Source organism: Haloferax sp. S2CR25 (assembly GCF_031624535.1).
Lineage (GTDB): Archaea > Halobacteriota > Halobacteria > Halobacteriales > Haloferacaceae > Haloferax > Haloferax massiliensis.
This window is the reverse complement of sequence record NZ_JAMQOO010000002.1, coordinates 473,842-486,052: the sequence shown is the minus strand read 5'-3', so window position 1 is coordinate 486,052 and position 12,211 is coordinate 473,842. Positions and strand designations below refer to the sequence as shown.

Here is a 12,211-nt window from a genome sequence, read left to right as displayed (position 1 = left end):
CGTTCGCGCTCGTCTTGGCGGTCATCGCAGTCGTACTACTCGGTGACTTGCTTCTCGGGTTAGCAACAGGGCAGACGCAGTTTGCCGACATTGGCACGCTGGTCTGGGACGGTCTGATGCGGGGGCTCGTAATCGGCCTCGCGGGCATCGGGTTGTCGATGACGTACAGCATTCTAAACTTCGCTAATTTCTCGCACGGCGACTACATCACGGCCGGAGCGTTCTCGGGGTGGGCGACGACGTATCTCATCGCCGGACTGGGTCGCGCCGACGTCGGCGCGCTCCTGCTCGTCGGGGCCGGGGGGTCGGTCTACGGCGGGACGCTCGGCATCGGGATGCTCTCGACGCCGCTCGCGGTCGTCGCCGGCATCGTCGTCTCCGGCGGCTTCGCCATCGCGCTGTCGCTCGCGGTCGACCGAACCATCTTCAAACCGATTCGGAACGAGGACGGTATCACGCTCCTCATCACGAGTATCGGGGTCGCGTTCGCGCTCCGCTACCTGATGCAGTTCGTCTTCGGCTCCGACGTTCGCGGCACGACCGCCCAGCCGCCCTCGATATCGCTGTACTTCGTCGACGGAACGGTCTTCATCAACGCCCACGACATCACGCTCCTCGTGGTCGCCTCGGGTCTGATGCTCGGCGTTCACGTCCTCTTACAGCGGACGAAACTCGGGAAGGCGATGCGCGCGATGGCCGACAACAAGGACCTCGCGCTCATCACCGGCATCTCCACCGAGCGCGTCGTCCGTGCGACGTGGATTATCGGCGGCGGACTGACCGGCGTCGCCGGGTACATGTTCATCCTCTGGAAGGGGACACTCGGGTTCAACGACGGGTGGCTCCTGTTGCTTCTCATCTTCGCCGCGGTCATCCTCGGCGGCATCGGCTCCATCTACGGGGCCATCGCCGGTGGCCTCGTCATCGGGCTGACGGCGTCCATGTCGGTCCTGTGGATTCCCTCGGCGTTCTCGCGGGCCGCCGCCTTCGTCGTCATGATCGTCATCCTGCTCGTGAAACCGTCCGGGCTGTTCAGCGGGAGGGCGACCGCATGAGCGTCCGCGACGACTTCACCGACCGCATTCCGGGCGGCGACGCGGGCCTCATCGTGCTGGTCCTCCTCGCGACGTACCTCGCGTACGTCCTCGCCGGGTTCGTCCTCGGCTACACGCTCCGCGGACAGCTCAACTCCATCGCGACGCTGACGTTCTACATCGGCGTCTTCGCCATGCTGTCGCTCGCGCTCAACCTCCATTGGGGGTACACCGGGCTGTTCAACATCGGCATCGTCGGCTTCATGGCCGTCGGCGTCTACGTCACGGCAATCGTGACGAAACCGACGTACGTCGCCGGCGGCGCGGCGCAGGTCGGTGGTCTCGGCCTGCCGCTTTGGGTCGGCATCCTCGCCGGGATGCTCGCGGCCGCGCTGTTGGGGCTCGTGGTCGCGCTCCCGGCGCTCCGGTTGCGGGCCGACTACTTGGCTATCGTCACCATCGCCATGTCGGAAATCGTCCGGTTCAGCTTCCTCTCCGGCGAACTCCAGCAGTTCCAGCTGTTCGGCAACCGCGTCGGCTTCGGCGGCGGGTCGGGCCTCATCCTCGACTTCGCCCCGCCGCTGGAGGCGCTGCTCCGCGGCGTCGGCCTTTGGAACGCGTACCTCGGCTTCGTCGACGCCTTCCAAGTGGTGGTGCCGAGGAACCCCAAGCCGGTCGTCGACGGCCTCATCTACGGGCTGTTGCTCCTCGGCTTCGTCGCGGCGTTCTACTGGCTGCTCAAGCGCACCGGCGAGTCGCCGTTCGGTCGCGTCCTGAAGGCCATCCGCGAGGACGAGGACGTGGCGAACGCCCTCGGCAAGAACACCGACCGGTTCAAAATCAAGTCGTTCATGCTCGGCTGTGCGCTCATGGGGCTCGCCGGCATCCTCTGGCTCGTCCCGCAGGGCGCGGTGACGCCGAACTTCTTCCGGCCGCGCGTGACGTTCTTCGTCTGGATCGCGCTCATCATCGGCGGTGCCGGCTCGAACACGGGGAGCGTCCTCGGCGGGGCCGTCTTCGCCGCGGTGCTCTACCAGGGGCCGCGGTACTTCCAGAACCTCGTGACGGCGGTGTTCCCCAACCTCGACTCGCCGTCCGGCTTCGGACAGGCTATCTCGCCGCTCATCTCGCAGTTCGACCCCGTGCCGTTCCTCCTGTACACGGTCGACAGCATCCGGCAGCTCCAGTTGGTCGTGATGGGGCTCGTGCTCATCTGGCTGATGCACAACCGGCCGGAGGGGATGCTCGGCTACCGCAAGGAGACGGCGTCCGTCATCCCGCTGTCGCGGCCGAAGTCGATGGCCGCGGACGGCGGCGACGACGACTCGGTCCGCACCGACGGCGGCGTCGACGCCGCGGCCGAGGGGGGTGAGACCGATGAGTGACGCCGCCGACCAGCCCGTCGAAGACGTGGCGAACAAGGTCGACGAGGGCGCGCTCGGCGCGTTCGCCTCCGGCGTCGACACGTCGGTCGACTACCCGCTTCAGGTCGAGGGACTGGAGAAGTCCTTCGGCGGAATCACCGCCGTCGACGGCGCGACCTTCGAGGTCGAATCCGGGACGCTCACGGGGCTTATCGGGCCGAACGGGGCCGGTAAGTCGACGACGTTCAACCTCATCACGGGGATGCTCAAGCCCGATGCCGGCACGGTCACGTTCAACGGCGAGGACATCACCGGCGAGGAACCCCACCAAATCGCCAACCGCGGGATGGTCCGGACGTTCCAAATCGCCCGCGAACTGAGCGAGATGACCGTCCTCGAAAACATGATGCTCGCGCCGAAACACCAGCGCGGCGAGGCGCTGTGGCGCTCGGTCATGCCGGGCGTCCGCGACGACGTCCGCGAACAGGAAGAAGAACTGCTCGAACGCGTCTGGGAGGTGCTCGACTTCTTCGACATCGCCCACATCGCGGAGGAGTACGCGGGCAACCTCTCCGGCGGTCAGCGCAAACTCCTCGAAATGGCGCGGGCGCTTCTGACCGACCCCGACATGCTGCTTTTGGACGAGCCGTTCGCCGGGGTCAACCCCACGCTGGAGAAGAAGCTGCTCGAACACGTACACGAACTCCGCGAACAGGGTTACACGTTCCTGCTCGTCGAACACGACATGGACCTCATCATGGACAACTGTGAACACGTCATCGTCCTCCACCAGGGCAAAGTGCTCACCGAGGGGACGCCCGACGAGATTCGGAGCAACGAAGAGGTCATCGAGGCCTACCTCGGAGGCAACGTATGAGCGTCGACGCCAACACCGACGCGACGAGCGGCGCGGGCGTCGAGGGCCGCGACGACGTGCTCTTGCGCGTCCGCGACCTCGACGCCGGCTACGGCGACCTCCAGATACTCACCGACGTCGACATGGACGTGTTCGACGGCGAGTACGTCACCATCGTCGGGCCGAACGGGGCCGGCAAGTCGACGACGATGAAATCCGTCTTCGGACTGACCGCCCACATGGGCGGCAACGTCCGGTTCAAAGACGAGGACATCACCGGCCGTCGCCCCGAGGACATCATCCACGTCGGCATCGGCTACGTCCCGCAGAACGACAACATCTTCCCGACGCTGACGGTCGAAGAGAACCTCGAAATGGGCGCGTACATCCTCGACGAGGTGCCGCAGGATGCCATGGAGGCGGTCTACGAGCGGTTCCCCATCCTCAGAGAGCGGAAAGACCAGAAGGCGGGCACCATGTCCGGCGGGCAACAGCAGATGCTCGCGATGGGTCGCGCGCTCATGCTCGACCCCGACCTGCTGCTGTTAGACGAGCCGTCGGCGGGGCTCGCGCCCGACCTCGTCGAGGAGATGTTCGACAAAATCGACGAGATCAACGAGGCCGGCACGGCCATCCTGATGGTCGAACAGAACGCCAAGGAGGCGCTCCGGCGCTGTGACCGCGGCTACGTCCTCGCCAACGGGCAGAACCGCTACATGGACACCGGGACCGCGCTCCTCGAAGACGAACAGGTCCGGCAGGACTTCCTCGGCGGATAGTCCGTCTCCCGCCTCCGGGAGGCCGCGTTATGTTTCGGCGGTCACTCGCAGACGTACTGGGACGACTCGACCGACGGGCCGCCGCCATTACCGCCGCTCGAACCACCTTCGAGCGTCACCGTCACGTTCGTGCTCCAGCAGTAACACGCCGGGTAGTCGACCGTCTCCGAGCCCGCGGGCGTCTCGATACTGAGTTCGTACTCGTCGCCGATGGGAACGTCGAACGCGAGATTCGACTCACCGGGCGAGACAGTCCGGCTCGTCTCCGAGACGACCGTGCCACCAGAGCCGGTGCCGGTCCCGCCGGCGTCGTCGCCGGCGGCGTCCGCGTCGTCGGGTCGAACGAGCGTCACCGTCAGGTCGCGTTCCGCCTCGCCCTCGTTTTCGACGTGGACCGAGGCCATCTTGGGCCATCCAGAGCCGACCCGGAGCGAGCCGTCGTCCGCGACGAGTACCGCGAGCGTCGGCCACGCCCACTTCTCGGGGATGCGCCACTCGTGGGTCGCGGTGCGCCCGTCTTCGGCCTCCACGAACACCTCGTAGGTGCCGTGGGACTCGACGAGCGACGGCGTCGAAATCTCCCTGTCGGTCGCCGCGTCGAACGCGTGCTCGAAAAAGAGGGTCCCGTCGTGTTCGATGGCGACCGTAAGCCGGGCGTCGGCGTCGCTCCGGTTCCGAATCCCCGCGGTCGGCGGCGAGAAGATGTCCGCCGCATCCGGCACCGAGTACGGCAGGTCGGCGTCGTCGAATGCCGGCGTCACGCGCTGCCGCGGTTCGAGGTCGGCGTCGGGCGTGACGACGAGTTCGAGGCGGCGCGCCTCGTTCGTGACCGTCCACTCGTAGTCGAGCGTCGCGCCCGTTTCGAGTTCCGCGACGACGCGGTAGCTGCCGTCGCCGACGAGGTCGTTCGCGACGTTCCGCCCGTAGCCGGGCCCGGCCCCGACGTCGAGCGAACTGTCGACGCGCGTCCCGCCGCCGTCGGTCACTCGAACCGACAGCGCGTGCGGTTCGTCGTCCTCGTTGACGACCGAGAGGCCGACGTCGGGGTCGGCCTCCGGGTCCGACGTGTCCGTCTCGGTCGGCGAACCGGTCGGAGAGCCGGTCGCGGTGGTCTGTGGGTTCGCGGGGGTCTCGGTCGCTTCGTCGGCGTCGGAGAGACAGCCGCCGGCGAGTCCGAGAGCCGACCCGGCGACGGTCGAGAGGAGGGCGCGTCGCTTCATCGACTCGAATCTGTCAACGGGGGTATGTATGTCTTGTGTCCCCCGGGGGCGTGTGGCGAGAGCGGAACAGAATCACGAACAGAGACGCGAACCGGAACGCGGGCGCGACGACCGGGCGCGGCCGCTCGCGTCGGCGGCGACGAAAGAAAATCCGGGGTTGTCGTCGGGTTAGTTCTCCGGGCCGGACAGCGCCGTCTCGATGACCGAGGAGTACGAGGACTCGCCGATGTTGAACGCGACTTGGTTGTACACCTCGCCGTCGAACGAGTCGCTGAACACGTTCGCGAAGCGTTCGGAGAGCTGCTGGCCGTAGTCGTTGTTGACGTACAGCGTCGAGACCGAACTGGCTTCGAGGCGCTCGGCCATGACCTGCGCCATGACGCGGCCCTGCAGGAAGTCCGAGGGCGCGGTCCGGAAGATGAAGTCGTTGTCGTCGAGGTTCGAGACGGACAGCGCCGTCGAGGACGGCGAACAGCCGACGATTTCGTTCGGGATGAACGCCTGCTGTGAGACGGGGACGTTCACGCCGGACGACGCGGACCCACAGACCGAGGGAACGCCCGCGGAGACGAGCGAACTCGCGGCGGAGACACCGGCGTCAGGGGACGTCTGGGTGTCTTCGATCTGCGCGTTGACCGAGAGGCCGGCCGGGTTGGCGTCGTTGACCTGCATGACCGGAATCTGTCCGGCCTGAATCATCGGCGCACCGACGGCCGCGAGGTCGCCGGTCTCCGGTAGGAGGATACCGATCGACATCTCGCGGTCGGAACCGCCCGGGCCGCTGTCGGCCGCCGGCCCGGAGCCGTCCGGGTTCTCGCCCTCGAAGCTCTGGACGTCCTCTTGGCTCGTCGCGTTGTTGTCGGCGTCGAACGTCCAGATGGCGTACGCGGCCTCCGCCGGGTCGCCGTTCTCGTCGAAGTTGACCGACGACGACGCGCCCTGGTAGTCGATGTCTTCGCCGTTCGCAGCGGCCTCGATACCCTCGACGAGGTTGTCTGGTCCGACGGTCATCCCGCCGGGGTTCGCCATCCGGCGCATCTGATCTTTGATGGCCGGCCCGGAGTTCTCCCCGGCGGCGGCGTTCGCGAGCAACTGAATCGCGACCGAGTCGTACGTCTGCGACGTGAAGACGCCCGGTGCCGCATCGTACTCGTCTTCGAACAGCTGATTGAACGTGTCTTGATTCGGGCCGCCCGCCGCGGGCGCCGTCCCGGTCACGTTCGCCATGTCGTTACCGACTTGCCCGGGCATCGACCCGGAGCGCATCCCGTCGGGCACGAGAATCTCCTGGCTCCCGTCGGACGCGCTGTAGTAGTCACGGAACAGTTGAATACCGCTTTCGGGGTAGCCGATGACGACGAGCCCCTCGGGGCCGCCGCCGCCGCCGCCACCGATGCATCCGGATAAGCCAGTCAAGCCTGCCGCGCCCGCGGCTCCCACTCCCTTGAGGAAGTCGCGGCGTACGATATCACGTACCATGTGAAAGGCAATAGCAACTACTACTTATAAGCCTTACTCCCTGCGTTTGAAAAGCCATGATAATTGCGACCGACGGCGGTGCGAGAATCGGTTGCGTGAAACTACCACACATCCTCCTTTAAGTACCAAGGCGGTGAAGCCGGCGAACCGCTGCGTTCAAACCCGTTCGCGGGCGTCTTTGGGACAATGACTATCCCGTCGTTCGTCATCGGTATCGCGGGGGGGAGCGGTGCCGGAAAGACCACCGTGGCCCGACTCATCACGGAGAACGTCGGCGAGTCCGTGACGCGGATTCCGATTGACAACTACTACAAAGACCGGAGCCATCTCGAAATGGCGGAACGCGAGCAGTTGAACTACGACCACCCCTCGGCGTTCGAGTGGGACCTGCTGTACGAACAGCTCTCGGAGCTGTTGGAGGGAAGAGCGGTCGAAATGCCCCAGTACGACTTCGAGATTCACAACCGGAAGCCCGAGCGGGAGACCGTCGAGCCGACCGACGTCATCATCCTCGAAGGGATTCTCGCGCTCTACGACGAGGACGTAAACGAGATGCTCGACCTCCGGCTCTACGTGGAGACCGACGCCGACGTGCGCATCCTCCGGCGCATCCAACGCGACGCCATCGACCGCGGGCGCGACCTGCAGGGCGTCATCGACCAGTACCTCTCGACGGTCAAGCCGATGCACGAGCAGTTCATCGAGCCGACGAAGAAGCACGCGGACCTCATCATCCCCGAGGGAGCCAACAGCGTCGCGGTCACGCTGCTCGAAGAGAAGGTCCAAGCCGAAGTGGAGGGCGACGAGACGCGCACGTGGGAGCGCGACGCTATCGAACGGGAGGTCAAAGAGCGGACCTCGTTCCGCGGGTCCGGCAACTAACTCGCCGTCGCGGGTCGAAAGTCCGGGCCGCGAAGATTACGCCTTCTTGCCGGTGACGAACTGCTCCGCGCCCTCGTAGAACCAAAAGCCGTTCTCGCGCATCGCCTTGCCGACGGCCTTGTGGAGCTCGACGAAGTCGCCGAACTCCTCGCCTTCGACGTGCTCGAAGATGTCCGAAAGCGAGACGACGCGCTCGTAGTCGAGTCGGATGGGGTGGTCGCCGAACTCCTCGACGAACGCCGCTTTGTTCAGCGGGAAGTCCTCGTCCTCGTCGATCTTCTTCGCGATGACCGCCTGGCCGTACTTGCGTCCGCCTTCGCTCCCCTCTTCGCCGTCCGGGTCGTGTGGCCAATCCATACCCGAGTGTTGGCAGGCCGATTCAAAGCCGTTACGCATCTGTTGATATCTGTCATGCGGGACGCCGCTGCCGAGCCGCGCCGACTATGCTGTTTGCTATCCATGAACAAGAAATATACGCGTGGCACACTATCGTTCTTGGAGTCATGCGAGCGACCGAGCGCCCGACGTTCGAATCCGAGGCCAGCAAGCTGATTTACGAGTACGTCGAGCGGCACGGCACCGCCAAGCGAAACGTCCTCCTCGACGTCGCGCCCGTTCCCTCCGACGAGTTCCGGAGCGAACTCGACCGGCTGAAGTCCCGCGGCTATCTCGAAGAAGACGGCGGCACGCTCCAGTTGGCGCTCGACGTGGGCGCTATCGAGGAACACGAGACCGACGCCGGCGTCGTCACCATCCGGCCGGGCCGCCAGCGCGACTTCGAGGGCCTCATCGACGCGATTCGCGACGTGACCTCCGAGGAGACGTACGTCGTCGCCGAGACCATCGCCGAACAGCTCCTCTACGACGAGGCGGTCACGCGCCACAACCGCGTCGAGTCCCGCGTGTTCTTCGTCGCCACCATCGGCGAGGAGGTCGTCGGCTGGACGCATCTCGACCTCCCGCAGGTGTCGCGCATCCGCGAGACCGCCCAGCAGACCGTCGGCGTCAAGGAGGACTACCGCGGGTCGGGCATCGGGAGCCTCCTGCTTCGTCGCGGCCTCGACTGGGCCGAGGCCAACGGCTTCCGGAAGGTGTACAACAGCGTTCCGATGACGAACGACCGCGCGCTGGAGTTCCTCGGCGACCACGGCTGGGAGACCGAGGCGATTCGCAGAGACCACTACACCATCGGCGACGAACACATCGACGAGGTGATGATGGCGTATCAGTTCTGAGTTGGTCGGGGGCTGTTAGTCGCTTTTTGTGGGGTCGTTGGTGTCGCGTAGTAAGTGCGGTGGGACTGGGATTTGAACAACGCCGAGACGGTCCCTCGCCCCGCTCGGGCTGCGACTCGTCTCGTTCAAATCACAGTCCGTCTCCGCGTCACGCGTTCACCGGAGACGCGCAGCTAAACCTGCGCGTCTCGGTTCTCTGAGAATGCGGTGGGACTGGGATTTGAACCCAGGATTCCGTGAGGAAACCTGCTTTCAAGGCAGGCGCGTTAGGCCACTCCGCCATCCCACCTTCACACGGGAATTTTGAGTCGGATACCTAAGTGTTGTCGCTTCGCTCAGTCGCGGACGAGTTCCAACACGCCGTCGGTCGATTCGACCCGAAGCCCCTTCTCGAAGACGAACGTCGTCGTGTGCTCGGGGACGAGCCGCTCGGATTCGACCCGCGAGCGGAGCATCGGGACGACCGTGGCGAGGTCCGCGCCCGTTTCGAGGACGGGCAACATCGGGACGTAGTCGAGGCCGTGGCCCGCGTCGTCGGCCGCCTCGGCGAGCGTCTCGACTTCCGGCTCCGCGTAGGCGTCGGTGAAGTCGATTGGGTCGAGGAAGCCCGAGAAGTAGACCCGACCTTCCGTCGAGGGACCGAGGACGACCGGCGTGCTCCGGAGCTTCATCGCCGCGCTGTCGATATGGGTGCGGCCGAGAAGCGGCGCGACCGGACGGACGACGGCGACCGAGTGAACTTCCTCTTCGGTGAGGAGGTGCGAGACGGTGTTGCCCGCTCGGGCGGAGAACGTCGAGCCGACCTGCGGCTCGAACCGCGCGTCGTCGGTGCCGCCGAGGGCGTCGGCGACGACGCTCCGAACCTCGGCCTCCGAGTCGTGGTCCCCGGCGAACTCGTCGGGGATGTCGTCCTCGGCGCGGTAGTTGACGAGGAGGTCGCCGCCCGACCGCTCGACGGCGATACAGACGTCTTTGAGCATCGCGGCGTAGAGCTCCGCGGCTTCGGACTCGGAGAGCGGACTCGTCTCAGCGAGTTCCGAAAGCACCAGTCCCGGCCGCGGCGGTTCGGCGAGTACGGCGATGACCGTCATACCCTCCCCTCGCGCCGGGGAACCCTTGAACCCGCCGCTTGCGGGGCGCAGTCGCGGACGCCTCGAACCCGGCGGGCCGCCTCAGCGACTCTGCCGCCCCTTCGTCTGCCGGTAGTCCCGGGCGAACACGGACTCGCGGACGTGTTCGACGAATGCCTCGGCGTCGGCGTCGGTCAGGCGCTCCGGCTCCTTCATCGGGACGAGTTCGAAGCCGCGGCCGCGGATGGTCGTCGCGTGCTCCGCGTCGACGTCGAAACTGTCGGCCGCGCGCGTGGTGTAATCGAAGGCGAGCGCCTCCAGTGCGGCCTGTCCGACGGGGACGATGATGTGCGGGTTTATCATCCGAATCTCCGCGTTCAGGTAGGGCTCGCAGGTCGCCACTTCGTCGTCGGTCGGCCCGCGGTCGGGGTGTCGACAGCGCGTGAGGTACGTGAAAAAGACGTTCTGTACGTCCGGCTCGTCGGCGTCCGGGTCGGAGCGAACGAACCCGAGGTCGCCGAGGACGCGCTGGACGCGCTGGCCGGCCTCGTCGCCGGTGAAGGGAACGCCCGCCCGCTCCGCGGCCGCGGTCGGAGCCTCGCCGACGAACAGGAACTCCGCGCCCACGTCGCCGTAGCCGTGGACGACCCGCTCGCGCGTCTCGCAGAGCGCCGAGCAGTTCGTGCAATCGGTGTCCATCGAGAAGGGGTTCCGGAACTGGCGTTGGTGTGCGTCCACACCCTCGAATTCGGCTCCGGAACCAAAACCCGCCCGGTCGGCGCAGGTTCTCAGTTCGTCCGACCTCCAGTCCGCGGTGAAAGTGAACACGAGGCGACCGGGCGGATGAGTCGCCGGCGGCGACGCTGGCGGTCGAATCACGGACTCGAAGAAAGCGGAAGTGAACGTCCGGGGGCGGACGCCCGTCGGGGGCTTGGGAGACGTGGTTTCGAACGCTTCAGCGGTCGATGCCGCCCTGGGCCTTGATGTCCATGATGTGACGGACGTTCAGGTATATCTCCTCGGGCGAGGTGTCGCCGTCGGGGTCGTAGAGGTCGCTGACGCGGTAGAGGATGGCCGACACCTGTCGGCTCTCGGAGGACTCGCCGTAGATGTCGTCGGCGATGTCGCGGAGGAACGCGACGCGCTCGGGGTCCGCGGGGAAATCGGCGTCCGAGTCCGGAGCCATCTCCCAGTCGACTTCGTCGGCGTCGCCGTTCACGTCGGCGTCACCGTCCAGTCGGCCGTCGTCGCTCATCGCTCGCTGACGGTCCGCCGCTGGACGACGCCGACCATGTCGGCGATGTTCTCGGTCATCACGCGGAACGCGTCGGCCGTCTCGTCGTCGTCTTCGAGGACGATGGGCTTGCCGCCGTCGCCGCCCTCGCGGACGGCCGGGTCGAGCGGGAGCGCCCCGAGGAACGGCAGGTCGTTCGACGCGGCGAACTCGCGGCCGCCGCCCGCGCCGAAGATGTCGTGGCGGTTGCCGCAGTCGGGACACCGGAACGTGCTCATGTTCTCGACGATGCCGAGGACGTTCGTGTCGTGCTTGCCGAACATCCGAAGCCCCTTGTTGGCGTCGTCGAGGGCGACGTTCTGCGGGGTCGTGACGATGACCGCGCCCGTGAGCGGGAGCGTCTGGAGGATAGACAGTTGTGTGTCACCGGTGCCCGGCGGCAGGTCGAGGACGAGGTAGTCGAGACTGCCCCACTCCACGTCCTCAACGAGTTGCGTGAGCAGTTGGTGGACCATCGGGCCGCGCCAGATGACCGGGTCGTCGTCGCCGACGAGGAAGGCCATCGACATGAGCTTCATCCCGTACTTCTCTGGCGGGACGATGGTCTGGTCTTGGGTCGCCTGCGGCGCTTCCTCGGCGGCGACCATGCGCGGGACGTTCGGTCCGTAGATGTCGGCGTCGAACAGACCGACGCGCGCGCCGAGCTTCGAGAGGCCCGCCGCGAGGTTCACGGCGACCGTCGATTTCCCGACGCCGCCTTTCCCGGAGGCGACGGCGATGATGTTCTTCACGCCGGGGAGCACCTCCTCGTCGGGGTCGCGGTCGGTCGGAATCTTGGCGGTGAGGTCGGCCTCCAACCCGTCCTCGGCGAGGACCTCGCGGATTCGACGGCCGATGTCCGTCTCCGCCGGGGAGTACGGGGCACCGAGCGCGAGCGAGATGCGGGCGGTGTCGCCGTCCACCTCGACGGCGTTCACCAGTCCGAGCGAGACGATATCGTCTCCGAGGTCGGGGTCCTCGACCGACCGCAAGCGGTCGCGTACGTCGGCTTCGTCCAT

Annotated in this window: 13 protein-coding genes and 1 tRNA gene; 6 read left to right on the top strand and 8 right to left on the bottom strand. The window is 66.4% G+C overall.

Going from position 1 to position 12,211, the window contains the following annotated elements; all coding sequences use genetic code 11:
* The first annotated feature begins 116 nt into the window (after positions 1–116).
* From NDI65_RS07910 to NDI65_RS07895, 4 genes are read left to right on the top strand one after another with little or no spacing between them, the layout of a single operon-like run.
* Positions 117–1,055, top strand: coding sequence for a branched-chain amino acid ABC transporter permease (locus NDI65_RS07910; RefSeq protein WP_193310942.1), 939 nt, complete (start codon positions 117–119; stop codon positions 1,053–1,055).
* Positions 1,052–2,419, top strand: a complete 1,368-nt coding sequence (locus NDI65_RS07905; protein WP_089777482.1) for a branched-chain amino acid ABC transporter permease — start codon at positions 1,052–1,054, stop codon at positions 2,417–2,419. The genes NDI65_RS07910 and NDI65_RS07905 overlap by 4 nt, the downstream gene beginning before the upstream one ends.
* Positions 2,412–3,275 (top strand): ABC transporter ATP-binding protein, encoded by an 864-nt coding sequence (locus tag NDI65_RS07900; protein WP_089777481.1) that lies wholly within the window; start codon positions 2,412–2,414, stop codon positions 3,273–3,275. Before NDI65_RS07905 ends, NDI65_RS07900 begins: the two co-directional genes overlap by 8 nt.
* On the top strand, positions 3,272–4,033 hold the full coding sequence (locus NDI65_RS07895; RefSeq protein WP_089777480.1) for an ABC transporter ATP-binding protein: 762 nt from the start codon (positions 3,272–3,274) through the stop codon (positions 4,031–4,033). Before NDI65_RS07900 ends, NDI65_RS07895 begins: the two co-directional genes overlap by 4 nt.
* A 41-nt stretch (positions 4,034–4,074) precedes the next feature.
* On the opposite strand, the gene NDI65_RS07890 is transcribed toward NDI65_RS07895, so the two are convergent.
* Both NDI65_RS07890 and NDI65_RS07885 read right to left on the bottom strand, forming a co-directional pair.
* The gene (locus NDI65_RS07890; protein WP_089777479.1) at positions 4,075–5,253 is read right to left on the bottom strand and encodes a hypothetical protein; all 1,179 of its coding nucleotides are present in this window, start codon (positions 5,251–5,253) and stop codon (positions 4,075–4,077) included.
* 168 nt (positions 5,254–5,421) lie between these two features.
* Complete coding sequence (locus NDI65_RS07885; RefSeq protein WP_089777478.1) at positions 5,422–6,732, bottom strand: ABC transporter substrate-binding protein; 1,311 nt, start codon at positions 6,730–6,732, stop codon at positions 5,422–5,424.
* A 186-nt stretch (positions 6,733–6,918) separates the two neighbouring features.
* Here NDI65_RS07885 and udk point away from each other — a divergent pair, with 186 nt between their 5' ends.
* Positions 6,919–7,614, top strand: coding sequence for a uridine kinase (udk, locus tag NDI65_RS07880; RefSeq protein ID WP_089777477.1), 696 nt, complete (start codon positions 6,919–6,921; stop codon positions 7,612–7,614).
* Positions 7,615–7,650: 36 nt separating this feature from the next.
* Here udk and NDI65_RS07875 read toward each other — a convergent pair whose 3' ends face one another.
* Complete coding sequence (locus NDI65_RS07875; RefSeq protein ID WP_089777476.1) at positions 7,651–7,971, bottom strand: DUF5785 family protein; 321 nt, start codon at positions 7,969–7,971, stop codon at positions 7,651–7,653.
* 146 nt (positions 7,972–8,117) lie between these two features.
* On the opposite strand from NDI65_RS07875, the gene NDI65_RS07870 reads away from it, so the two are divergent.
* Entirely contained in the window at positions 8,118–8,849 is a 732-nt protein-coding gene (locus tag NDI65_RS07870) for a GNAT family N-acetyltransferase (protein ID WP_089777475.1), read from the top strand.
* A 205-nt stretch (positions 8,850–9,054) separates the two neighbouring features.
* On the opposite strand, the gene NDI65_RS07865 is transcribed toward NDI65_RS07870, so the two are convergent.
* The 5 genes from NDI65_RS07865 to NDI65_RS07845 all read right to left on the bottom strand — a co-directional run bounded on the left by NDI65_RS07865 (position 9,055) and on the right by NDI65_RS07845 (position 12,211).
* Positions 9,055–9,138, bottom strand: a tRNA-Ser gene (locus NDI65_RS07865).
* A 46-nt stretch (positions 9,139–9,184) separates the two neighbouring features.
* Entirely contained in the window at positions 9,185–9,940 is a 756-nt protein-coding gene (locus NDI65_RS07860) for a hypothetical protein (protein WP_089777474.1), read from the bottom strand.
* Positions 9,941–10,021: 81 nt separating this feature from the next.
* Positions 10,022–10,657 carry a uracil-DNA glycosylase gene (locus NDI65_RS07855; RefSeq protein WP_089777473.1) on the bottom strand — a complete coding sequence of 212 codons (636 nt, stop codon included), beginning with the start codon at positions 10,655–10,657 and terminating at the stop codon, positions 10,022–10,024.
* A gap of 217 nt (positions 10,658–10,874) precedes the next feature.
* On the bottom strand, positions 10,875–11,174 hold the full coding sequence (locus tag NDI65_RS07850) for a hypothetical protein (RefSeq protein WP_089777472.1): 300 nt from the start codon (positions 11,172–11,174) through the stop codon (positions 10,875–10,877).
* Positions 11,171–12,211 (bottom strand): Mrp/NBP35 family ATP-binding protein, encoded by a 1,041-nt coding sequence (locus tag NDI65_RS07845; protein ID WP_089777471.1) that lies wholly within the window; start codon positions 12,209–12,211, stop codon positions 11,171–11,173. Before NDI65_RS07845 ends, NDI65_RS07850 begins: the two co-directional genes overlap by 4 nt.